The sequence below is a fragment of the Plantactinospora sp. GCM10030261 genome, assembly GCF_042666615.1.
In the GTDB taxonomy this organism is placed as follows: domain Bacteria; phylum Actinomycetota; class Actinomycetes; order Mycobacteriales; family Micromonosporaceae; genus KBS50.
Genome location: NZ_JBHTDD010000002.1, coordinates 74,915 through 95,888 on the forward strand (window position 1 = coordinate 74,915; position 20,974 = coordinate 95,888).

The window sequence follows — 20,974 nt, forward strand, 5'->3', positions numbered from 1 at the left end:
AGGCTGTAGAACAGGAAGGGGGCGGTCATGTCGGGTGTCCACTATGAGAGCTATACCGACGCGCGGGCGCATCTCAAGGATCTCCTGGATGCGGCCGAACGAGGTCGTGTGGCGACCGTGCGTCGGGATGCCCGCACCACTGCCTTCGTCGACCAGGAACGGCTCAGACGCTTCCTCAAGGCCGTCTGCCCGTCCAACGCGCAAGCGGTCGCCGAGGACGGCGGTTGGTCGATCTTTATACCGGGATTGCCGGTGGCTGCCGACGCCGCGACCTTCGACGAGGCGGTGCAGGAGACGATCACCGCTCTGCGCGAGTACGCCGAGGACTGGCAGGACCGGCTGCTCGACGCTCCCAACCACGCGGGCAACTGGGGCCTTGTGCAATTGGTGAGTCTCAGTGACGACGAGCAACTGCGTGACTGGCTTGTCGGGTCGCGGTAATGAGGCACCCGCAGCCGACGCGGCAGGCGCACGAGAAGTTCTGCCGGGTGGAGGAGTGGACCCGGGTGCGGGACGCGCGCGGGCGCACGGGCACTCACCACGTGACGTACGAGTTGAGCCTCAAGGACGGTCGTATCCTGCGAACCAGGATCTCCCATCCGGTCGATCGCACGACATACGGCGCTCGCATCTGGGGCCACATCCTTAGAGACCAGCTTGAGGTCACCGACGACGAGTTCTGGGCCTGCGCGCGGGACCGGATCCGGCCGGACCGAGGCGAGCCCGTGGTGCCCCTGGACGCTTTGCCGGCCGACCTCGTCCATCTACTCATCACCCGGGTCGGTGTCGACGAGACGACCGTCGCCGCGATGACGAAGGACGAGGCCGTCGCCCGCGTCAATGATTACTGGATGGGCCGCGACTGACCCGCCGCGTCGGTCACCGCAGTGCCCGCCAGTCACGCGGTCGACTCTGTCGCGCCGCTGGCCCGGGCATGGTCCTCGCTACCGTCCACCACTCGCGTCAAGCCACATTGAGATGGATATTGCCAATACGGGCGACCACGTCGAGATGACCGCCCAGTCCCGCGACATAGGCGCGCAGCGTTTCCAGGTTGGTCACCGCGCCGCTCTCGATCTGGCTGATGCGTGCCTGGGTCAGGCCAGCGGCCTCAGCGAGTTGGCTCTGGGTCATACCGAGTTGTTTGCGGATCTCGGCTAGCTGGGCGCCACTCACTGAGGCGAGCATCTGTTCTCTGAAAGCAGCACGTCGGGCGACTCTGTCGGCAGTGTCCCATTCTGGATCGGCGTCCCGGCCCTTGGCTTTCACGTCGCGCCAATTCGCTGGTGTGCTCACCGCTGCTCCTCCTTTAGTCGCGTCAGATGCTCCTCGAAGCGGGCGTCAGCCAAGGGGATAGCGGTTCGGTACCAGCTCTGCCACCGTCCGGATTTGTCGCCCGCGATCAGGAAAACCGCCTCCCGTGCCGGGTCGAATGCGAAGATCATGCGAACCTCGGTCGCTCCTGTCGATCCCGGCCGTAACTCTTTCATGTGATGGAATGCGCTGCTCTTGAGGCGATCGACCAAGGGGCGCCCCAATGCCGGACCATGTTCCGCGAGCAGATCAATGGCCTCGACGACGAGGTCGGCGCTGACGGGATCGGAGCGGCAGAGATCGAGAAACCACGTCTCGACCTCCGGGTGGAGCACTACTTCCCACACGCCAAGAACTATAAGCCGAACTTATATTCGTAGCAAAGCATCGCGTTGGGCGGTCGCCCTGACGGGGGCACCGTCAGCCACGCGGTCGAGGCCGTCCCGTCACCCGTCCGGGCATGGCTCTCGCCGACCACAGGAAAGCCCAACCCGCGCACCAGCTCGGCCACGCCGGGCAGTGACCCACCGATCGGCTGGTAGACGCTGACCAGCAGCCGACCGTCCGGTTCCACCAGGCTCAGCCCGTGCCGGACCAGGTCGGCCCGCCGGCGCGCGGGCACCAGGTCCAGCAGCAGGTGGACGAACGCGAACAGCCGCCCGTGCGCCGGTCGCCAGTCGATCGCGTTACCCACCGCGATCCGGTCCGCCCAGTGCGGCAGCCGACTGCGGGCCAGCTCCACCAGGCCGGGCGCCAGGTCCACCCCGTACGGCTCCAGGGTGTGCCCCCGCTCGGCGGCCCACTCCCGGACCGATTCCATGAGCAGCCCGTTGGCGCAGCCCACGTCCAGGAAGGTGCCCGATCGGTGGACGCCGTCCACGATCATCGACCGGCGGGCCCGCCACTCGTCCGGCCCGCTCCCGAATCCCGAGCCGGCCCACACGGTGTCGCCGCGCAGGTACGCCGGTTCGAGCAGCCGCCGGTTGTCGGCGTAGTAGCTCTCGTCAGTCTGCGCGGTGAACGACCGGTGCCCGTCCCGTACCGCGATCGCCTGGTCCGGCCGTCCGGCGGCGGCGAGCCGGTCCGCGATGCTGGCCGCGTTTCCGGTGATCCACGGCACCGTCGCGTGCGGCCGGCGGCCGGCGTAGCGGTCGCCGTCGCACCAGACGTACAGATGGTCGCCGTCGGCGGCGAACGGGTGCACCCGTTGCGGCTTGTACCCGGCCGTCTCCAGCGGTACTCGCTGGGCGCCGTCGACCAGCCAGTGCTCGCCGGGCGCCACGGCGCCGTGCGGCAGTCGCGGTCCGTCCGTCGCATCGATGACGGCGCAGTGTCCGTCGGGGAGGAACGGGACGATCGTGAGGCGGCGGACGGCGTCCGGATCTGGATCGGTCTCGGCCGGTCGGTACGGCATCCGGACAGGATCGCCACCGGGCCGCCATCCGCGCCACCGGATAAAGCCGCAATCGCGCGACACGGTTGGTCACGGGAGCGCGGCGGACGAAAGGGGCACCTCCGGGCACTGCCGTCCGGCTTCCTAGACTGGTCGGGTGGATCCGCAGCCCCGGCCGCTGGCCGATCGACCGTTGACGGAGCCGCATCCGTCCCGGCTGGCCCCGGAACACCCGCACCGGCAGCGGATCCTGGCCGCGCACGCCGCCGCCCTGGCGGCCGGCGACGCCGGTTACGCCGACCCGGGTACCGGCCTGTTCGTGCTGACCGCCGGCTTCCTCGCCAACCGGGGAACCTGTTGCGGCCGGGGCTGCCGGCACTGCCCGTACGTCACGGACGCCGACGGGCCGGAACCCGACAGAACGCGACCCGGCGACCCGCCGGGCGCGGACCGCAACGCGGGGCGCGGCGGCCGGTAGCTTCCCCCACCATGAGGTACGCGGTGGTGGGTGGCGGCATCGTCGGGCTGGCCACGGCGCACCGCATCCTGGTGGACAACCCTGAAGCACGGGTGACCGTGCTGGAGAAGGAACCGGTCCTCGGCGCCCACCAAACCGGGCACAACTCGGGCGTCATCCACGCCGGCGTCTACTACCGGCCGGGCAGCCTCAAGGCACGCCTGTGCCGCGCCGGCAGCCGGTCCATGCTGGAGTTCTGCGCCGAGCACGGCGTACCGGTGCACACCTGCGGCAAGTTGATCGTCGCGACCGACGACGCGGAGTTGCCCCGGCTGCGGGCGCTACACGAGCGGGCGTCGGCCAACGGTCTGCCGGTGCGGCTGGTCGGGCCGGCGGAGGCGCGGGAGTACGAGCCGGCGGCCCGGGTCGCCGGGGGCATCTGGGTGCCGACGACCGCCGTGGTGGACTTCCGGGCGGTCTGCGCGGCCCTCGCCAACCTGGTGACGGCGGCCGGCGGCCGGATCAGCACCGGCAGCCGGGTCACCGGGGTCCGGGTCGCCCGGCAGGAGCAGGTGGTGCGCACCACGACCGGGGACGTGCCTGTCGACGTGCTGGTCAACTGCGCCGGCCTGCACGCGGACCGGGTCGCCGAGCTGGCCGGGGTCCGCCCGCCGGCCCGGATCGTGCCGTTCCGGGGTGAGTACTACGAGCTGCGTACCGAGCGGCGCGAGCTGGTACGTGGACTGATCTATCCGGTGCCGGACCCGGACCTGCCGTTCCTCGGCGTACACCTGACCCGGATGATCGACGGCTCGGTGCACGCCGGTCCGAACGCCGTGCTGGCGTTGGCGCGGGAGGGCTATTCGTGGGGGCGGGTCGATCCTCGGGAGGTGCTCGACCTGGCCCGCCATCCAGGGCTGTGGCGGCTGGCCCGGCGGCACCTGCGGTACGGGGTGTCGGAGGTGGCCCGGTCGTTGTCCAGGCGCCGGTTCGCGACCGCGCTGGCCCGGCTGGTGCCCGAGCTGACCCGGCAGGATCTGCGGCCCACGGCGGCAGGGGTACGGGCGCAGGCGGTGGCTCCGGACGGGTCGCTTGTCGACGACTTCCTGATCGTGCGGGCCGAGCGGCAGGTGCACGTCATCAACGCCCCGTCACCGGCCGCGACCAGCTCGCTGGAGATCGCCAAGCACATCGTGGCACGGCTGCCGGGCGGACCAACCGGCAGCGCCAGATGATCGACCGACGGTGTCCGGGGCAGGTGGCGCCGGGTGGTCAGGCGGCGGCGACGAAGACCCGCGAGGCGACCTCCCGGGGAAGGCGGATCTTGTCGCCGGAGCGGTCGATTGTCACGCCGTCCCGTTCCTGCCATACGGTGACGGTGGCGCCCGGGTCGACGCCTGCCGCGTGCAGCTGGCGCAGCACCTCCGCGTCGGTCTGCACGCTCTCGCAGATGCGGCGCACGGTGACGGCGCCGGTCAGGCCGGGGAAGGCCAGGTTGCGTTCGACCTCGACGTCGGTCGGGACCTCCGCGGTGGGCGGGGTGCCGAACGCGTCCAGCCCCGGGATCGGGTTGCCGTACGGCGACCGGGTGGGCCGGTTGAGCAAGGTGTAGACCTTTTCCTCCACGGCCTCGCTCATCACGTGCTCCCACCGGCAGGCCTCCTCGTGGGCCTCCTCGTAGGGCATCCCGATCACGTTGACGAGCAGCAGCTCGGCGAGCCGGTGTTTGCGCATGACGGAGACGGCGTGTGCCCGGCCCTGCTCGGTGAGGTGTAGTTGCCGGTCGCCCTCGACGGTGAGCAGTCCGTCGCGCTCCATCCGAGCCACCGTCTGGCTCACCGTCGGACCGCTCTGCCGCAGCCGCTCCGCGATCCGGGCACGCAGCGGGGGCACACCCTCCTCCTCAAGCTCGAGGATGGTGCGCAGATACATCTCGGTGGTGTCAACCAGGTCGTGCTTCACGTCAGCGGTCCTCCCGGATGTCGATGGTACCCCGCGGCACCGACAGGACCGGGCCGCCGCGACGCCGTACCGAGCCCGATGGTGTTGACTTGTCGGCATGTCCGGAACCGGCTCCGATGATCTTCTCGTCACTCCTGTCGATCTTGCCGACCGGCTCTCCAGCGAGCGCCCACCGACGCTGCTCGATGTGCGCTGGCGGCTGACCGTGAGCCGGGACGCCGACCGGGTCGGCCCCACCGGCCGGGACGACTACCAGGCGGGACACCTCCCAGGTGCGGTGTTCCTGGATCTCGACCACGATCTCTGTGGACCGCCCGGCCCGGCCGGTCGGCACCCGCTGCCCGACCCGACCGAGCTGCAGCGTGTGCTGCGCGCCGCGGGGGTGGCCGGGAATCGGCCGGTGGTGGTCTACGACGACGGGGACGGGCTGGCCGCGTCCCGCGCCTGGTGGACCCTCCGGTGGGCCGGACACCCGGCCGTGCGGGTCCTGGACGGCGGCTATCCGGCCTGGCTCGCCGCGGGACTGCCGGTGACCGCCGAGCTGCCGGACCCGGCGCCGGGCGACCTCACCGTACGACCGGGCGCGCTGCCGGTGCTGGACGCCGAGGGCGCGGCCGCCCTCGCCGCCGGCGACGGGGTCCTGGTGGATGTCCGGGCGGCGGCCCGTTTCCGGGGTGAGACGGAGCCGATCGACGCGGTCGCGGGACACGTACCCGGCGCGGTGAACCTGCCGATCGGCGAGTTGCTCGACGCCGGGCGGTTCCGCGAGCCGGCCGCGCTGCGGTCCCGGTTCGCGGCGGTCGGCGTCGATCCCGGGGTACGGGTGGGCGCGTACTGCGGATCGGGGGTGACCGCCGCGCAGGCCGTGTTCGCGCTGCACCGGGCCGGCCGTCCGGACGCCGCGCTCTATGTCGGCTCGTGGAGCGGGTGGATCACCGATCCGAGCCGGCCGGTGGCCACGGGGATCGAGCAGGGCGCGGCCGGCTGACCTCGACGGCAGGTGAATTCACCGGCTCACGAACGTGAACGGGTGTTACCGGGTGCCTCGTGCGAGGATGTGCCCATGTCGGACGGCACGGTCGTGGTCTGGGACGAGCGGTTGCTGGCCTACGACCTGGGGGAACACCCGCTGGATCCGGTGCGGGTGGAGCTGACGATGGCACTCGCCCGGGAGTTCGGCATCCTCGACCGGCCAGGCGTTCGCATGGTGGTGCCGGAGCCGGCCGACGACGCGGCGCTGACCCGGGTGCACGACGCCGACTACCTGGCCGCCGTCCGGGCAGCACCGGCGGATCCGTTCTTCTCCGGGTACGGCCTGGGCACGGCCGACAACCCGACGTTCGACGGGATGCACGAGTCGTCCGCGCTGGTGGCCGGGGCGAGCCTGGCGGCCGCCGAGGCGGTGTGGCGGGGCGACGCCCGCCGGGCGGTGAACGTGGCCGGCGGCCTGCACCACGCGATGCCGGACCGGGCGGCCGGGTTCTGCGTCTACAACGATCCGGCGGTGGCGATCGCGCGGCTGCTCGACTCGGGCGCCGAGCGGATCGCGTACGTGGACATCGACGTGCACCACGGCGACGGGGTGCAGGAGATCTTCTACGACGATCCACGGGTGCTGACGGTGAGCCTGCACGAGACGCCGTTGGCGCTCTTTCCCGGCACCGGCTTCCCCGACGAGACCGGCGGGTCGGGGGCCGAGGGGAGCGCGGTGAACCTGCCGCTGCCGCCGGGCACCGGAGACGCCGGCTGGTTGCGGGCGTTCGCCGCCGTGGTGCCGTCGGTGCTTCGCGCGTTCCGGCCGCAGCTACTGGTCACCCAGTGTGGCGCCGACGCCCACCGGCTGGATCCGCTGGCCGACCTGCGGTTGTCGGTGGACGGCCAGCGGGCCGCGTACCTCGCGTTGCGGGATCTCGTCGACGAACTGTGCGACGGACGCTGGGTGGCCCTCGGCGGTGGCGGGTACGCCCTGGTGGAGGTGGTGCCCCGGGCCTGGACGCACCTGCTGGCGGTGGTCACCGGGAAACCGGTCGAGCCCGCCACGCTGGTGCCGATCCGCTGGCGCGAGCTGGCGTCGAGCCGGTGTCCGGGCCGGGACGCTCCGCTGCGGATGACCGACGACGGAGATCCCGCGTTCGAGCCCTGGCAGCCGGGTGGTGAGCCGGACGCGGTCGATCGGGCGATCATGGCGACCCGCAAGGCGGTGTTCCCGCTGCACGGTCTCGACCCGCACGATCCGCGCGACTGACCATGACGCCGGCCGACAGCCAGGCGCCGGACGGCGGCGCCACCGCGCCGGACGGCGGCGCCACCGCGCCGGACGGCGGCGCCACCGCGCCGGACGGCGGCGCCACCGCGCCGGACGGCGGCGCCACCGCGCCGGACCGGTCGGCGGATGTGCTGCTGACCGACGGCACCACCGTCCACCTTCGACAGATTCGTCCCGCCGACGCGCCGGCCATCGTGGCCATGCATTCCCGCTTCTCCGAACGCACCCGGTACCTCCGCTACTTCTCCCCGTACCCGCGCATCCCCGAACGCGACCTCGCCCGGTTCGTCACGGTCGACCACCGTGACCGGGAGGCGTTCGTCGTGGTCTCCGGGGAGCAGATCCTGGCTGTCGGCCGGTACGAGCGGCTCGGCCCCGACGCGCCGGACGCGGAGGTGGCGTTCGTGGTCGAGGACGCGCACCAGGGCCGGGGGATCGGTTCGGTGCTGCTGGAACATCTGGCCGAGGCGGCCCGCCAGGAGGGCATCGGCACGTTCGTCGCCGAGGTGCTGCCGGTCAACGGCGCGATGCTGCGGGTCTTCGCCGAGTTCGGTTACCAGGTGCGGCGACAGTACGCCGACGGGGTGGTGCACCTGACCTTTCCGATCGCGCCCACCGAGCGTTCCCTCGAGGTGCAGCGCCGCCGCGAGCACCGCACCGAGGCGCGTTCGATCGCCCGACTGCTGGCGCCGGGCGCGGTCGCCGTGTACGGCGCCAGCACCAGCGGGCAGGGAGTGGGCGCCGCGCTGCTGGGTCATCTGCGGGACGGGGGATTCACCGGCACGGTCGTGCCCGTGCACCCGAACGCGTCCATCGTGGCCGGACTCCCGGCGTACCCGTCGGCTTCCAATGCCGGTGTGCCGATCGACCTGGCGGTCGTCGCGGTGGCCCCGGAGGCGATGGCCGAGGTGGTGGTGGACGCGGCCGGCGCCGGCACGCGCGGGCTGGTGGTGGTCTCGGCGGGTTTCGCGGAGACCGGGCCGGAGGGCGCCCGCGCCGAACGGGCGCTGATCCGGGCGGCGCACGCGGCCGGGATGCGGGTGGTCGGTCCCAACTGCCTGGGCATCGCGAACACCGACGAGACGGTGCGGCTCAACGCGACGCTGGCCCCGCGGCTGCCGGCCAGGGGTCGGGTCGGACTGTTCAGCCAATCCGGGGTGTTCGGGGTGGCGGTGCTCGCCGAGGCCGAGCGGCGCGGCCTGGGGCTGTCGAGCTTCGTGTCGGCGGGCAACCGCGCCGATGTGTCCGGCAACGACCTGTTGCAGTACTGGCAGGACGACCCGGGCACCGATGTGATCATGCTGTACCTGGAAAGCTTCGGGAACCCGCACAAATTCGCCCGGCTGGCCCGGGGCATCGGCCGGACCAAACCCGTCGTGGCGCTCGCTTCGCCGGCCCGACCGGTCCCGGCCGAACACGCCGGTCTGGATGAGACGGCCGTGACGGCGCTGTTCGCCCGCTCCGGTGTGATCCGGGTGGACACGGTCGCCGAGCTGCTCGATGTCGGTGTGCTGCTGGCGAACCAGCCGCTGCCGGCCGGCCGGCGGGTCGCCGTGGTCGGCAACTCGACCGCGCTGACCCGGCTCGCGGCGACCGCCTGCCGTGGGCGCGGCCTGGTGGTCGACGAGGGCCACCCGGTCGACGTGGGCCCGGGCGCCACGGCCGCGGCGTTCGGCGCCGCCCTGGCGGCCGCGGCGGCACGGGTGGACGCGGTGGTGGCGGTTTTCGCCCCGCCGCTGCCTGGCCAACCGCCGGACTCGGACGCCGACTTCGTCGCCGCGCTGACCGGTGTGGCGTTGACCGGCGACCGGCCGGTCGTGGCCACCTATCTGGCCGGCCGGCTGCCGCCCGGGGTGCCGGCCTACCCGGCGGTGGAGGAGGCGGTGCGGGCGTTGGCCCGGGTGGTCGACTACGCGGACTGGCTGCGCCGTCCACAAGGGCAGCTGCCCGAGCTGCCCGAGGTTGACGAGGCGGCGGCACGATCCGCCATCGCCGCCGCGGGGGACCGCCCGGCCGGTGCGCCGGGACCGGCCGGGCCGCTGCTCGCCGCGTACGGCATCGGGGTGTTGCCGACGCTGCCCGCCGGTTCGGCTGAGGAGGCCGGCGAGGCCGCGGGGCGGCTGGGTTACCCGGTCGCCGTGAAGTCGGCCCGGGAAGGGCTGCGTCACCGGTTGGACCTGGGTGCCGTCCGGCTGGGGGTGACGGACGAGGAGGCGCTGCGCCAGGCGTACGCGGAGACGGTCGCCGGGTTCGGGCCGGACGTGCTGATCCAGCCGATGGTCCAGGCGGGCGTCGCGTGTGTGGTGGAGACGGTCGTGGATCCGGCGTTCGGCGCGGTGGTGGGCTTCGGGCTGGGCGGGGTGGCGAGCGAACTCCTCGGCGACCGGGCCTGGCGCGCGGCGCCGTTGACCGATACGGACGCCGCCGAACTGGTCGACGAGCCGCGGCTGGCTCCGCTGCTGCACGGTTACCGGGGCGCCGAGCCGGTCGACCGGGCCGCCCTGGTGGACCTGCTGCTGCGGGTGGGCCGCCTGGTCGCCGACCACCCGGCGGTACGCCGCCTGGTGCTCAACCCTGTGCTGGCCCGCGCCGACGGGCTGTCGGTGCTGCACGCCGAGCTGGTGGTGGATCCGTCGGCGATCCGGCCGGACACCGGTCCGCGCCGGCTCTGACCGCCGGGGTCCGCGCCGGCTCTGGCCCCTGGCGGTCAGCGCCGCCCGCTCAGCTGGCGTAGGCCTCGAGCCGTTGCGACCGGGCCGGTTGCCGCAGCTTGGTCAGGGTGACCTTCTCGATCTGCCGGATCCGCTCCCGGGACAGGCCGAACTCGCGACCCACCTCGTCGAGGGTGCGCTGCCGCCCGTCGTCCAGGCCGAAGCGCAGGCGGATCACCGCCTGCTCGCGGTGCGACAGGGTGGACAGCACCACCTCGACCTCGGTGCGGAGCTGTCCCTGGCCCGCCGCGTCGGCCGGGTCGCGCGGATCGACGGCGGCCACGAAGTCACCGAGCGCGCTCTCCCCGTCCTCGCCGACCGCCTGATCGAGGCTGACCGGCTCCCGGTCGTACGAGATCAGCTCGATGATCTGGAACTCGGGCACCCCGAGGGAGACGGCGATCTCGCCGACTGTCGGTTCCCGGCCGAGCGCGACGGAGAGGTCCCGCCGGGCCCGGACCATCCGGTTGACCTGCTCCACCATGTGCACCGGGATGCGGATGGTGCGGCCCTGGTCGGCCATGGCCCGGGTGATGGCCTGGCGGATCCACCAGGTGGCGTACGTGGAGAACTTGTAGCCCTTGGCGTAGTCGAACTTCTCCACGGCGCGGATCAGGCCGAGGTTGCCCTCCTGGATCAGGTCGAGGAAGGCCATGCCGCGACCCGTGTACCGCTTCGCGATGCTCACCACCAGCCGCAGGTTCGCCTCCAGCAGGTGGTCCTTCGCGGCCCGGCCCTCGGCCGCCACGACGCGCAGGTCGGCGCGGTCGTCGTCGGCCGCGGTCGAGGCGGTGAGCTTCTCCTCGGCGAACAGCCCGGCCTCGATCCGCTTGGCCAGCTCGACCTCCTGGACGGCGGTGAGCAGCTTGGTCCGGCCGATGCCGTTGAGGTATGCGCGGACCAGGTCCGCGGAGACGCCCCGCTCGTCGGTGGCGTCCAGGTCCGTCATCGGCTCGCCATCGACTCCGGTCAACTCGGCCGGCTGGACCTTCTCCTCGATCAGGTGCGCTACCACGTCGCCCTCCCCGCGTCGACCTGTGGCGGTGCCGTCGGCGGCGATTCCGCCGCCGTTGGACAACAGCTTGCCGATCGGGGCGTTAAGCGGAGGTGAGGCGACGATCAGAGGTCGAGCAGGACGGTGCGGGGACCGACGTTTACGCTTTCCACAAGCATGTGAGCGCGGAACCGGCCGGTCTCCACGGTCGCACCCCGCTCGCGCAGCGCCTCGGCGAAGGCCGTCACCAGCGGCTCGGCGACCGGTGCGGGGGCCGCGGCGGTCCAGCTCGGTCGGCGACCCTTGCGCGCGTCGCCGTACAGGGTGAACTGGCTGACCACCAGGACCGGTGCGTTCGTTTCGGCGGCGGACCGCTCGTCGTCGAGGATGCGCAGCTCGTACACCTTGCGCGCCATCGTCGCGGCGGTTCCGGCCGTGTCGGTGTGGGTGATTCCGAGCAGCACCAGCAGACCGTCGCTGATCGCGCCGACCCGCTCGCCGTCCACCGTGACGGACGCGCGGGCGACCGTCTGTACCACCGCGCGCACCGGGTCAGCCCACCGGCGCGATAAGGCCGCGCTCCACCAGGTGGGCGACGATCGGACCGGCCGCCTCGGCAAGATCACTTTCTGGTACGTCGTGCGCCACGGCGAGCAGGGTGATCTGGTCGCGCAACGGCACCTGCCCGTCGCAGCCGCCGACCAGCGCGAGGACCAGCGGATCCACCTCCTCGGTCCAGCGCAGACCGTCGCGCATCACGAGCACCTGGCGGTCCACCGCCCAACCCTCCGCGCTCATCGTGGCGTCCTGGCGCAGGCACAGCCCGTCGGCCATCCGGTAACGCTGCCCGAGCAGGCCCACGTCATCCCGGCCACGGAGCCAGTCCTGCCGGCCGAACCAGGCGTCGACCTGGTCACCCAGCGGCGGCTGGACGGACTGCCGCAGATCCTCGACCCGGATGACCGGGTCGTGCCGGTCGGAGCGGCGCAGGTTGACGAGGCCGAACCCGACGGCCTCGACCTTGTGCGCGTCGAACCAGTCGAGCCAGCGCTCCACCCGGGCCGGGTCCGTCGACTCGCTGGCGTCGCTCAGCCACAGGTTGACGTACGCCCGCGGGTCGGCCACCTCGCGCTGGATGACCCAGGCGTCCAGTCCGGTGCCGGCGCACCAGCCGGCGACCCGCTCGCCCCAGTCCTCGCCGCCGACGTGTACCCAGTTGGCCAGGTACTGCATGGTGCCGCCCGCGGTCAGCAGATCGGGCGCGGCGGCGGCGAGTTCGGCCCCGAGGCGGTCGCCCACCCGGCCGGAATCGCGGTAGCTGTGCGTGGTGATGCCCGGCCCGACCACGAACGGGGGGTTGCTGACGACCAGGTTGAATCGGCGACCGGCCACCGGCGCCACCAGGTCACCGCGCAGCAGGTCCCAGTCCTGCCCGTTGAGGGCCGCGGTGGTGGCCGCGAACCGTAACGCCCGAGGCGACAGGTCGGTCGCGGTCACCGAACGGGCGTGGGTGCCCAGATGCAGCGCCTGTACGCCGGATCCGGTGCCCAGGTCGAGCGCCGTGTCGACCGGTCGGCGGATCGTCGCGCCGATCAGCGTGCTGGTCGCTCCGCCGACGCCGAGGACATGCTCGGCGGCCAGCGGCTGACCGGGCCGGGCGTTGGCCGGCACGTCGGCGAGCACCCACCAGTCCTCGGCGTACGGCTCCAGGTCGACGCCCTGGCGCAGCCCGGCGCCGTGCCGTTCGACGAGGCCACCGGCGAGCGCGTCGGCGAGCGGCAGCGGAGCCAGCGCGGCCGCCACGGCCGTCTCCGGCTCCGTCTGAGCACAGAGGTAGAGCCGGATCAGGGTGTTGAGCGGGTCGCGATCCGCGGTGGCGCGCAGCGTCGCCCGGTGGTCGTTGCGGGCGAGGCCGGCGGTGGCCGACGGACCGAGCCGGGCGGCGATGCCGTCGGCGGTGAAGCCGGCGGTGCTCAGCGCCGTCCGGAGCTGGTCAACGCCCGTTGGGGGGAGCAGCATCTCGTATCGGTCCACCCGGACATCCTGCCCTCGCGGCGAGCGGGGATGGACACGGACCCCCTAGCCTGACGGGACCGGGGTACGGGGGGTTCAGTGACGCGGTCGGAGACGTTGTGGGACAGGGCGCGGGCGTTGGACCATCCCGCCGGGCTCCATTGGGCCGAGGTGGACCCGGCCGGGCGTGACGTCGACCGGACCGAGGTGCTGTCGGTGGTCCGCGGCCTCGCCCCGGCGCGGCGGGTGCCGCCGCCGAGACCGGCGACCACGCTGGCGGAGATCCGCCGTTATCACGACTGGACCGCCGAACAGGGTTGGCCCTGGGCAACCGCGATGACGGCGGCGCTGCGTGAGCACTACGGTCCCTGGGTGATCGGCTGGCGGTGGGGCGTTGGCGAGTCCGATCGGGACGGCGGGGTGGTGGAGGCCTGGTGCTGCCCAGGCCACACGATCACCACCCCGGATGCCACCCTTCGCGCGGTGGCCGACGCCGTGATCGAGTGGCACGACTGGACGGTGGAGCTGGCCGAGCGCTTCGACCGATTCCTGCCGATGTCGGCGCACGCGTCGGACGATGACCGACGGGACGCCTGGGAACGCGCCGTCGCCCACCTGGTGACCGTGGTGGTCGACCGCACCTTCTGCCAGAGTGGCTGGTACAGCATGTGCGAGGTGGTGCTGCACTGGTTCCTTACCGCGGCCGGGGTGCCGGAGCAGCGGCATGCCGACATGATCGATTCGGCCATCGGCGGTCGGTTCGAAAGCTGGGTGGAGCCCGGCCGGGATCTCATCGATGACGTTGCCGACCGGCTGGGCCGGACGTTGGCCGCGCCGCCGCATGCCTGACCACCTGGATCTGTGGCGCCGGAACCGGGGCCGGATTCCGTGGCGGGACCTGGCGCCACCGCTTACCGGGCCGGTGACCGGTCGCCGGGACGGCGCGGCGGACTACGCCGAAAGCACGGCCGGCCGCGATCCCGAGCGGGCGAATCGGCTGCTCGACGCGCTGGCTCTGGTCCGTGCGGCGGCGGCCACCGACGCGCCGCTCGATTTCGGGATGCTCGCCGGCTGGCAGGCGACTGTGCTCGGCGGGCCCGAGCCCGGGTTCCGACGTGGCCCGGCGTACGCGAAGGGTGGCCGGGAACGGTACGGCCTGGCGGTCGATACGCCGAGCTGTTTCGCGGCGTGCCTGGCCGAGGCGGCCGACGGGACCGTGCCGGTGGCCGCCCGGGCAGCGCGGGTCTATCTGGACGTCGCCTTCTTCCATCCCTTCACCGATGGCAACGGCCGGGCCGCGCTACTGGCCATGCAGTTCGTGTTGCACCGCGACGGCGTCGTCCTGGATCTCGTAGCTCCGGTCACCGTGGTCCGTCGGGCGGACGACCAGGGCGGTGCCGAGGCTCTCGTCCGGTTGGTGCACGCCCTGATCGAGGGAACCCGGCGCCGTGCGCGGTCCACGCGATAACGCGTTATGGCCGGCGGGGCGGCGGATGATTATCGGTCCGCCCGAAGGAACGCTCGCTGGGTAGCAGCGTCAACTGCCGGCACGGCAGTGGATTGCCACACGAGCAGCGGCGTCGGGGGGTCAACCCCTGCCGGGTCCATCGCGGTTTGTGCCGCGCCGCCAACTCGATGGCGAGTCGCGCGAACTCCGAGAGCTGTGGTGCGGCGGCCAAGGGTCCTCCCCCGATCTGCTCAGGACGACCGCCACTCGATCCGCGGTGCTGTCCGGCGTGAAACCAGAATGCAAAACATTGACCGCCGACACAACGTCAAATTGGTTACGACAACCGTAATGCCGAGGATTACGGGAGATATGAAATTCGTCTTTTGCGGCCTGCAAGATGCATGCTCGGTGCCCGCGAACGGGAAATTGCGCAATGCAACGTTCTCGCTGGATGTCGCTACCGATTCCCTGCGTATGTGGCTCGCCACGCCCTGTGGTGGCAAGGGTTCCGATCGGGTGTTGCTGGTACACGCCAGACGGCTGGCAGGCCGGTCCATCGATGAATGTCTTCGGACTGTGGATACCTTGCCGGGATTCCCACGGCGCGTCAATCGCCAACACCGATGACCTCCGAGGTAATCGACGGCGGCAGGTATTGCTGGCAGATTCGGTCTCGGCGGCCGACGGCCGACACAATGCCAGACCTATCGAGGAGAACGACAGTGACCGACTTCAAAGACCTTGTCACCCGGTATCTGACCGTGTGGAACACCGGCGATCAGGCCGATCGGGCGGCTCTGGTACAGATCGTCTTCACCGAGGATGTCCGGTACGTCGACCCGCTCGCGGACACCGGCGGTCATGCCGGAATGGTGGAGCTTGTGGACGGCGTCCGAGCCATGTTCCCGGGTTTGGAGTTCCGGCCGAGCGGCATCGTGGACGGCCACCACGATGTGGTTCGGTTCGGCTGGCAGCTCGGGCCCGCCGAGGGTGAACCGCTGGCCGTCGGCTTCGACGTGGCCCGGCTGGCCGAGGACGGCCGGATCCGCTCGGTCTACGGCTTCCTGGACAAGGCGCCCGGCTGAGCCGCCAGTGCGGCCGCGCCGATCAGGTGGCTGGGTCGCCGTCCGCCAGCAAGTCTTGACCATTTGTCAAGCTGGTCTCGGGAGCGTACGAACGCCCCCTGTGGGCGGTGTATGTCATTGCCTTGAGACCATGCGCCGCCCGGTCAGGGCAAGATGGCGTGCATGACGCCTTCGCTGCCCATCGACCCGGATGCCGACGCCCTGTTGCGGCGCAGCCCGCTGGCGCTGCTCGTCGGCATGGTGCTGGACCAGCAGGTCCCACTCGAAAAGGCATTCTCCTCGCCGTACGTGTTGTCGCAGCGGCTCGGGCACGAGCCCACCGCGCGGGAACTGGCCGAGTACGATCCGGTCGCGCTCACCGAGATCTTCGCTACCCCGCCGGCGCTGCACCGGTTTCCCAAGGCCATGGCGGACCGGGTACAGCAGGTGTGCCGCCAGCTGGTGGAGCGATACGACGGTGATGCCGCCGGGCTGTGGGCCGGCGTGCGCACCGGCAAGGAACTGCTGGACCGGGTCGCCGCGCTGCCGGGGTTCGGCAAGCAGAAGGCGCAGATCTTCGTCGCGCTGCTCGGCAAGCAGTTCGGCGTCCAGCCGACCGGGTGGCGGGAGGCCGCCGGGGCGTACGGCGAGGAGGGCGCCTACCGGTCGGTCGCTGACATCACCGATGCCGACTCGTTGACCAGGGTCCGGGCGTACAAGCAGGAGATGAAGGCGGCGGCAAAGGCCGGCGGCGGGCGGTGAGCCTGCGGTGACGTCCGACCGGCGGCCGGCGCCGGACCAGCATGGCGAGACTCATCGCGGTCGTCGCTCCCGCGCCGACACCGGCGAGGGCGGTGCTCGCCGTCAGGCGGCGTGCGGGTGGGCCAGCGCGGCGAGCGCGCGCCGCACGTCGGCGAGCGAGACGGTGGCGGTGTCGTCCAGGTCGGCGAGGCCGGCCTCGATCCACTGCCGCATCAGGGTGGTGACCCCGATGCCGCGCGTCTCCGCCGCCGCCCGGATCCGCTCGTAGGTGTCCAGCGGCAGGCGGACCGATCGGCTGACCATCGGCACGTCGCTGTCCGGCCGCGGTAGGTCCGCCGGCTGGCTGCCGTCGATGAGTTCGGCGAGCCGCTCGTCGTCGGAGTGGAACCGCTTGACCGCGTCTCCTCGGTTCATGACACGCTCCTCACCCTCGCCATCCGCCCAGGGCCTCCTCGAACCGCTTCGCCTCGCGGTCGCTGAGATCCCGGGCGGAGAGAACGTCCCAGTCGTTGTCGTCGTGGCCCGCCTCGGCCAGCAGGACCGCGAGACGGCGCCCGCGGCGGGTGGCGGCGTAGACGATCATCACGTCGTCGCCGAGGTGCCGGATGATCCGCCGCCCGCTGTGCAACGCCTCCCAGACCTCGCCGGGGGTGACGTCATAGACCCGCAGGTTGTCGAGGGCCTCCTCGACGAAGCTGAACCTGCTGACCACGCGGGGAGCGTACCACGCGCGTAACACGCGGCGGTCGAGCTGGAGAGTAGGCTTCGGACTGCGTGGAAGGTGCGAGGATGGACGAAGCCCCCGAGGAGGAGCGTGTGGTGAAGCGCCCGGCGAACCGTCCGATCCTGATCACCGACGCGGCCCGCAGTCAGCGTGACCAGCTGCGCAGCCGTGAGGTCCGGTACGTCGTCATGATGGGCATCCGGGCGGCCTGCCTGATCGTGGGCGCCGTGCTGGTCAGCGCGAAGGCGCCGCTGCTCTGGCTGTGGTTGCCGCTGTGTGTGGCCGGGATGGTGCTGATTCCATGGCTGGCGGTGCTGCTGGCCAACGATGGTCCGCCCAAGGAAGAGCACCGGTTCGGCGCCCGGCTGCGTCGTCGCGAGCGCCCGGAGCCGGAGCCGCTCAGCCTCACGGCCGACCGAGGGTCGCGCACCATCGACGCCGAGCCCTGACAGCGCCGCCGGGTACGCGGGTGCGTCGACCGGCCCTGGCTGGCACAATTACCGGGTGACCTCACCCGTCGTTCCCGACACCAGCGGCACCATGCTCGAAGAGCGCGTGGAACACCCGATCGAGCACGGTGACCATGAGCGGTTCTCGCACTACGCCGAAAAGGACAAAATCACCGAGGCCATGGTCCTCGGCACCCCGGTCAAGGCGCTCTGCGGCAAGGTGTGGGTCCCGTCCCGGGATCCCAGCCGGTTCCCCGTCTGCCCGGAGTGCAAAGAGATCTTCTCCGACGACAAGCGCTTCTTCGACCCGAAGCCGGATTCGGGCGAGTAGCCGCCGGCGGTGAACACCTCCACCGCCCTGCTGGTCGCCGATCTCACCGGCGTCGCCGTCTTCGCCGCCTCCGGCGCGTCGGCCGGCGTCGCCAAGCGCCTCGACCTCTTCGGAGTGGTCTTCGTCGGCTTCGTCGCGGCCCTCGGTGGCGGCATCTTCCGGGATCTGGTGATCGACGAGGTCCCGCCGCTGGCGTTCGCAGACTGGCGGTACGCGACCACCGCGGTGGCTACCGCGGGGGCCGTGTTCTGGCTCCATCCGCACCTGGCCCGGCTGCGCACCACCGTTCTCGTCCTGGACGCCGCCGGCCTCGGGCTGTTCACGGTCACCGGAACCACGCTCGCCCTGGCCGCCGGTGTGCCGGCCGTGGGTTCCTGCCTCATCGGCATGCTCACCGGGATCGGTGGCGGGCTCGGCCGGGACCTGCTCACCGGGGAGATCCCGGTGGTGCTCCGCAGCGAGATCTACGCGGTGGCCGCGCTGCTCGGCGCCGCCGTGGTGACCGCCCTCGACGGGGCCGGCGTGACCGGAGCCGCCCCGCTTGTCGGCGCCGCGGTGCTGATCTTCGGCATCCGCCTGGTGGCCCTGCGCCGCCGGTGGGCGGCGCCGGTCGCGACCGGCGAGCCCTTGCCAGCCCGGCGGCACGGAAGGACACCTTAGCGGGGCAACGTCCCTGCCACCCACCGTCCAGGGACCCCCGCTCGCCACCACCACCCTACCCGCGCGGCCTCTTGACGAGCGGTTGTCTCGCGGTGTCTGCCGGGGCGGGAGTGACGAATGGTTATGCTGGGGATCGCCTTCGCGGTGGTCGCCGCCGCGAGGGCGTTTCCATGGTCGGGCGAGCCGCCGGGACGACCGGCACGCCACGCGTCGCAGGGGGGAGCGTCTCGATGGTTGCCGGGCCGGTGTCGACCGAGGCGTTTCCGCCGCTGCGTTCATGGCAGCGCAAGGCGCTCGTACGCTATCTCGGTCGGCCCATGCCGGACTACACCGCGGTCGCCACGCCGGGAGCCGGAAAGACCACCTTCGCCCTCCGGATCGCCGCCGAGCTGCTCGCCGACCGGACGGTCGAAGCGGTCACCGTGGTCGCGCCGACCGAGCACCTGAAGACCCAGTGGTCCCTTGCGGCCGCCCGGGTGGGGATCCAGCTCGACGACGCGTTCCGCAACTCCGACCTGCGCTCGTCGGCCGACTTCCACGGCGCGGTCGTCACGTACGCGCAGGTGGGTGTCGCCCCTCAGGTGCACCGGCGGCGCACCATGACCCGCCGGACGCTTGTCATCCTGGACGAGATCCACCACGCGGGTGACTCCCGCACCTGGGGCGACGGGGTCAAGGCGGCCTTCGAACCGGCCGTCCGCCGGCTGATGCTCACCGGGACGCCGTTTCGCTCGGACGAGAACCCCATCCCGTTCGTCGAGTACGAGCGCGGCGACGACGGACTGCTGCGTTCGCGCGCCGACTCGGTCTACGGGTACGCCGACGCGCTGCGTGACGGCGTCGTACGACCGGTGATCTTCCTGGCGTACTCGGGGGAGACCCGGTGGCGGACGCGGGCCGGTGACGAACTGGCGGCCCGGTTGGGTGAGCCGATGACGCAGGACCTGGTCGCCCAGGCGTGGCGTACCGCGTTGAATCCGGCGGGGGAGTGGATGCCTCAGGTGCTCCGCGCGGCCGACGCCCGGCTACAGGCCAAGCGGGCCGGTGGGATGGCCGACGCCGGCGGCCTGGTGATCGCGAGCGACCAGCAGACCGCGCGGGCGTACGCCCGCCTCATCGAGCAGCTGACCGGTGAGAAGCCGGTTGTCGTCCTTTCCGACGACACGGGCGCCTCGGCCCGGATCGCCGCGTTCGCGGCCTCCGACCAGCGGTGGCTGGTTGCGGTCCGGATGGTGTCCGAGGGGGTCGACATCCCACGGCTGGCGGTCGGTGTGTACGCCACGAGCGCCTCCACGCCGCTGTACTTCGCCCAGGCGATCGGCCGCTTCGTCCGCGCCCGCAGACCGGGTGAGACCGCCTCCGTCTTCCTGCCCAGCGTGCCGCACCTGCTCGGACTGGCCAGCGAGATGGAGGCGCAGCGCGATCACATCCTGGGCAAGCCCAAGGACCCCGACGGCTTGGACGATGACCTGCTGGCCCGGGCGCAGCGGGACGAACCGGCCGCTGACGGGCTGGACAAGAACTACGAGGCGGTGTCCGCGACCGCCGAACTGGACCAAGTGATCTTCGACGGCGCCTCGTTCGGCACCGGCGCCCAGGCCGGCACGCCGGAAGAGGAGGAGTTCCTCGGACTGCCCGGCCTCCTCACGGCCGACCAGGTGGCGGTGCTGCTCAACAAGCGCCAGGCGGAGCAGTTGGCCGCTCGCCGCCGGGCCGGCGCGGGCCAGCCGGCCGCGCCGGAGCCGCGGGCCGCGACCGTGTCGCTGAGCGCCGCCCAGCGGCGGGTGGCGTTGCGTCGACAGCTCAACACCCTGGTCGCCGCCCACCACCACCGCACCGGCCTGCCGCATGGCAAGATCCACGCCGAGCTGCGCCGGATCTGTGGTGGCCCACCCAGTGCTCAGGCCACCATCGAGCAGCTCGAAGAGCGGATCGCCACGGTCCAGACGCTGTGACCGGTCGACCGATTCGCCGGTACCTCTTCGAGTGCGCACAAAGCCGACCGGAGGCGCCCTGACGGGTGCCTCCGGTCGGCCTATGGTGATGTGCCTGTCTCAGTTCGCCATCAGATCGGCGCCACGCCACGTGAACTCGGGATCGGTCGCGAACCGAACCGTGATCTTCACGAGATCCTCGGCGTACTTGTTCGCGTGATGCCCACAGAACACCAGCTCGCTCCCACCCGCCAGAGTGATACGGAGCTTGCCGGCAGCGTTGCAGCGGTCGCACCGTTCATCGGCGGCTGGGGGAGCCACCGTCTCGGGCGGCGGCGTGAGGGTCGGGGTCATCGCCTTCCTCCTCGGGTCGTCACCGATGAACACATTCCTTCGTTGCTCACCTATCCTGCAACACCCCGGCGGGGTGCGGCCTTCCCTATGTGCCCTTGGGGGACCGAGGTCACACACGGCGTACCGACAGTGTGCC

The 20,974-nt window shown here is 71.8% G+C and carries 24 protein-coding genes and 1 pseudogene; 15 read left to right on the forward strand and 10 right to left on the reverse strand.

Going from position 1 to position 20,974, the window contains the following annotated elements:
* Positions 1-27 precede the first annotated feature (27 nt).
* Entirely contained in the window at positions 28-441 is a 414-nt protein-coding gene (locus ACFQUZ_RS03815; RefSeq protein ID WP_377437599.1) for a hypothetical protein, read from the forward strand.
* Positions 441-866 carry a hypothetical protein gene (locus ACFQUZ_RS03820; RefSeq protein ID WP_377437600.1) on the forward strand — a complete coding sequence of 142 codons (426 nt, stop codon included), beginning with the start codon at positions 441-443 and terminating at the stop codon, positions 864-866. Before ACFQUZ_RS03815 ends, ACFQUZ_RS03820 begins: the two co-directional genes overlap by 1 nt.
* 97 nt (positions 867-963) lie before the next feature.
* On the opposite strand, the gene ACFQUZ_RS03825 is transcribed toward ACFQUZ_RS03820, so the two are convergent.
* From ACFQUZ_RS03825 to ACFQUZ_RS03835, 3 genes are read right to left on the reverse strand one after another with little or no spacing between them, the layout of a single operon-like run.
* Positions 964-1,296, reverse strand: a complete 333-nt coding sequence (locus ACFQUZ_RS03825) for a helix-turn-helix domain-containing protein (protein WP_377437602.1) — start codon at positions 1,294-1,296, stop codon at positions 964-966.
* The gene (locus ACFQUZ_RS03830; protein ID WP_377437604.1) at positions 1,293-1,661 is read right to left on the reverse strand and encodes a type II toxin-antitoxin system RelE/ParE family toxin; all 369 of its coding nucleotides are present in this window, start codon (positions 1,659-1,661) and stop codon (positions 1,293-1,295) included. The genes ACFQUZ_RS03825 and ACFQUZ_RS03830 overlap by 4 nt, the downstream gene beginning before the upstream one ends.
* 8 nt (positions 1,662-1,669) lie before the next feature.
* Positions 1,670-2,728: a class I SAM-dependent methyltransferase gene (locus tag ACFQUZ_RS03835; RefSeq protein WP_377437605.1), complete on the reverse strand. Its 1,059-nt coding sequence runs from the start codon at positions 2,726-2,728 to the stop codon at positions 1,670-1,672.
* Between the two features lie 136 nt (positions 2,729-2,864).
* On the opposite strand from ACFQUZ_RS03835, the pseudogene ACFQUZ_RS03840 reads away from it, so the two are divergent.
* Positions 2,865-3,098: pseudogene (locus ACFQUZ_RS03840) on the forward strand (DUF5522 domain-containing protein); the annotation flags it as partial.
* A 98-nt stretch (positions 3,099-3,196) separates the two neighbouring features.
* A complete protein-coding gene (gene lhgO, locus ACFQUZ_RS03845; protein ID WP_377437607.1) occupies positions 3,197-4,399 on the forward strand; it encodes an L-2-hydroxyglutarate oxidase in 1,203 nt (400 codons plus the stop codon).
* A gap of 37 nt (positions 4,400-4,436) precedes the next feature.
* Here the strand turns inward: lhgO and ACFQUZ_RS03850 are convergent, their stop codons facing one another.
* A complete protein-coding gene (locus tag ACFQUZ_RS03850) occupies positions 4,437-5,126 on the reverse strand; it encodes a metal-dependent transcriptional regulator (RefSeq protein ID WP_377437609.1) in 690 nt (229 codons plus the stop codon).
* A 97-nt stretch (positions 5,127-5,223) separates the two neighbouring features.
* Here ACFQUZ_RS03850 and ACFQUZ_RS03855 point away from each other — a divergent pair, with 97 nt between their 5' ends.
* The 3 genes from ACFQUZ_RS03855 (at position 5,224) to ACFQUZ_RS03865 (ending at position 10,064) form a co-directional block, all read left to right on the forward strand.
* Positions 5,224-6,114, forward strand: coding sequence for a sulfurtransferase (locus tag ACFQUZ_RS03855; RefSeq protein ID WP_377437611.1), 891 nt, complete (start codon positions 5,224-5,226; stop codon positions 6,112-6,114).
* A gap of 75 nt (positions 6,115-6,189) precedes the next feature.
* On the forward strand, positions 6,190-7,371 hold the full coding sequence (locus tag ACFQUZ_RS03860) for an acetoin utilization protein AcuC (protein ID WP_377437612.1): 1,182 nt from the start codon (positions 6,190-6,192) through the stop codon (positions 7,369-7,371).
* A 2-nt stretch (positions 7,372-7,373) separates the two neighbouring features.
* Positions 7,374-10,064, forward strand: coding sequence for a GNAT family N-acetyltransferase (locus tag ACFQUZ_RS03865; RefSeq protein WP_377437614.1), 2,691 nt, complete (start codon positions 7,374-7,376; stop codon positions 10,062-10,064).
* 49 nt (positions 10,065-10,113) lie between these two features.
* On the opposite strand, the gene sigB is transcribed toward ACFQUZ_RS03865, so the two are convergent.
* The 3 genes from sigB to ACFQUZ_RS03880 all read right to left on the reverse strand — a co-directional run bounded on the left by sigB (position 10,114) and on the right by ACFQUZ_RS03880 (position 13,116).
* Positions 10,114-11,052: an RNA polymerase sigma factor SigB gene (gene sigB / locus ACFQUZ_RS03870; RefSeq protein WP_377438118.1), complete on the reverse strand. Its 939-nt coding sequence runs from the start codon at positions 11,050-11,052 to the stop codon at positions 10,114-10,116.
* 170 nt (positions 11,053-11,222) lie between these two features.
* Positions 11,223-11,645 carry a D-aminoacyl-tRNA deacylase gene (gene dtd, locus ACFQUZ_RS03875; RefSeq protein ID WP_377437615.1) on the reverse strand — a complete coding sequence of 141 codons (423 nt, stop codon included), beginning with the start codon at positions 11,643-11,645 and terminating at the stop codon, positions 11,223-11,225.
* A 4-nt stretch (positions 11,646-11,649) separates the two neighbouring features.
* Complete coding sequence (locus tag ACFQUZ_RS03880; protein ID WP_377438121.1) at positions 11,650-13,116, reverse strand: methyltransferase; 1,467 nt, start codon at positions 13,114-13,116, stop codon at positions 11,650-11,652.
* Between the two features lie 93 nt (positions 13,117-13,209).
* Here ACFQUZ_RS03880 and ACFQUZ_RS03885 point away from each other — a divergent pair, with 93 nt between their 5' ends.
* The 4 genes from ACFQUZ_RS03885 to ACFQUZ_RS03900 all read left to right on the forward strand — a co-directional run bounded on the left by ACFQUZ_RS03885 (position 13,210) and on the right by ACFQUZ_RS03900 (position 16,386).
* Positions 13,210-13,959, forward strand: coding sequence for a hypothetical protein (locus ACFQUZ_RS03885; protein ID WP_377437618.1), 750 nt, complete (start codon positions 13,210-13,212; stop codon positions 13,957-13,959).
* Positions 13,952-14,578: a Fic family protein gene (locus tag ACFQUZ_RS03890; protein ID WP_377437621.1), complete on the forward strand. Its 627-nt coding sequence runs from the start codon at positions 13,952-13,954 to the stop codon at positions 14,576-14,578. Before ACFQUZ_RS03885 ends, ACFQUZ_RS03890 begins: the two co-directional genes overlap by 8 nt.
* Positions 14,579-15,282: 704 nt before the next feature.
* Positions 15,283-15,645 carry a nuclear transport factor 2 family protein gene (locus tag ACFQUZ_RS03895; RefSeq protein WP_377437623.1) on the forward strand — a complete coding sequence of 121 codons (363 nt, stop codon included), beginning with the start codon at positions 15,283-15,285 and terminating at the stop codon, positions 15,643-15,645.
* 162 nt (positions 15,646-15,807) lie between these two features.
* Entirely contained in the window at positions 15,808-16,386 is a 579-nt protein-coding gene (locus ACFQUZ_RS03900) for an HhH-GPD-type base excision DNA repair protein (protein ID WP_377437626.1), read from the forward strand.
* A 102-nt stretch (positions 16,387-16,488) separates the two neighbouring features.
* Here the strand turns inward: ACFQUZ_RS03900 and ACFQUZ_RS03905 are convergent, their stop codons facing one another.
* Together ACFQUZ_RS03905 and ACFQUZ_RS03910 are read right to left on the reverse strand one after the other, a co-directional pair.
* Entirely contained in the window at positions 16,489-16,800 is a 312-nt protein-coding gene (locus ACFQUZ_RS03905; protein ID WP_377437629.1) for a hypothetical protein, read from the reverse strand.
* A gap of 10 nt (positions 16,801-16,810) precedes the next feature.
* Positions 16,811-17,098, reverse strand: a complete 288-nt coding sequence (locus ACFQUZ_RS03910; RefSeq protein ID WP_377437632.1) for a hypothetical protein — start codon at positions 17,096-17,098, stop codon at positions 16,811-16,813.
* Positions 17,099-17,205: 107 nt separating this feature from the next.
* On the opposite strand from ACFQUZ_RS03910, the gene ACFQUZ_RS03915 reads away from it, so the two are divergent.
* From ACFQUZ_RS03915 to ACFQUZ_RS03930, 4 genes are all read left to right on the forward strand, one after another.
* Positions 17,206-17,559: a DUF3099 domain-containing protein gene (locus tag ACFQUZ_RS03915; RefSeq protein WP_377438124.1), complete on the forward strand. Its 354-nt coding sequence runs from the start codon at positions 17,206-17,208 to the stop codon at positions 17,557-17,559.
* 55 nt (positions 17,560-17,614) lie between these two features.
* Entirely contained in the window at positions 17,615-17,890 is a 276-nt protein-coding gene (locus ACFQUZ_RS03920; protein ID WP_377437635.1) for a DUF3039 domain-containing protein, read from the forward strand.
* Between the two features lie 9 nt (positions 17,891-17,899).
* Positions 17,900-18,550 carry a trimeric intracellular cation channel family protein gene (locus ACFQUZ_RS03925; RefSeq protein ID WP_377437637.1) on the forward strand — a complete coding sequence of 217 codons (651 nt, stop codon included), beginning with the start codon at positions 17,900-17,902 and terminating at the stop codon, positions 18,548-18,550.
* 230 nt (positions 18,551-18,780) lie between these two features.
* Entirely contained in the window at positions 18,781-20,505 is a 1,725-nt protein-coding gene (locus tag ACFQUZ_RS03930; protein WP_377437640.1) for a DEAD/DEAH box helicase, read from the forward strand.
* A gap of 99 nt (positions 20,506-20,604) precedes the next feature.
* Here ACFQUZ_RS03930 and ACFQUZ_RS03935 read toward each other — a convergent pair whose 3' ends face one another.
* Entirely contained in the window at positions 20,605-20,838 is a 234-nt protein-coding gene (locus tag ACFQUZ_RS03935) for a hypothetical protein (protein WP_145819239.1), read from the reverse strand.
* Positions 20,839-20,974: the final 136 nt, after the last annotated feature.

Coding starts and splice junctions, on each gene's coding strand:
- ACFQUZ_RS03835 (WP_377437605.1), bottom strand. CDS start 2,728: ATGCCGTACCGACCGGCCGAGACCGATCCAGATCCGGACGCCGTCCGC.
- ACFQUZ_RS03900 (WP_377437626.1), top strand. CDS start 15,808: ATGACGCCTTCGCTGCCCATCGACCCGGATGCCGACGCCCTGTTGCGG.
- ACFQUZ_RS03860 (WP_377437612.1), top strand. CDS start 6,190: ATGTCGGACGGCACGGTCGTGGTCTGGGACGAGCGGTTGCTGGCCTAC.
- ACFQUZ_RS03880 (WP_377438121.1), bottom strand. CDS start 13,116: ATGCTGCTCCCCCCAACGGGCGTTGACCAGCTCCGGACGGCGCTGAGC.
- ACFQUZ_RS03820 (WP_377437600.1), top strand. CDS start 441: ATGAGGCACCCGCAGCCGACGCGGCAGGCGCACGAGAAGTTCTGCCGG.
- ACFQUZ_RS03935 (WP_145819239.1), bottom strand. CDS start 20,838: ATGACCCCGACCCTCACGCCGCCGCCCGAGACGGTGGCTCCCCCAGCC.
- ACFQUZ_RS03865 (WP_377437614.1), top strand. CDS start 7,374: ATGACGCCGGCCGACAGCCAGGCGCCGGACGGCGGCGCCACCGCGCCG.
- lhgO (WP_377437607.1), top strand. CDS start 3,197: ATGAGGTACGCGGTGGTGGGTGGCGGCATCGTCGGGCTGGCCACGGCG.
- ACFQUZ_RS03890 (WP_377437621.1), top strand. CDS start 13,952: ATGCCTGACCACCTGGATCTGTGGCGCCGGAACCGGGGCCGGATTCCG.
- ACFQUZ_RS03930 (WP_377437640.1), top strand. CDS start 18,781: ATGGTTGCCGGGCCGGTGTCGACCGAGGCGTTTCCGCCGCTGCGTTCA.
- sigB (WP_377438118.1), bottom strand. CDS start 11,052: ATGACGGACCTGGACGCCACCGACGAGCGGGGCGTCTCCGCGGACCTG.
- ACFQUZ_RS03855 (WP_377437611.1), top strand. CDS start 5,224: ATGTCCGGAACCGGCTCCGATGATCTTCTCGTCACTCCTGTCGATCTT.
- ACFQUZ_RS03815 (WP_377437599.1), top strand. CDS start 28: ATGTCGGGTGTCCACTATGAGAGCTATACCGACGCGCGGGCGCATCTC.
- ACFQUZ_RS03905 (WP_377437629.1), bottom strand. CDS start 16,800: ATGAACCGAGGAGACGCGGTCAAGCGGTTCCACTCCGACGACGAGCGG.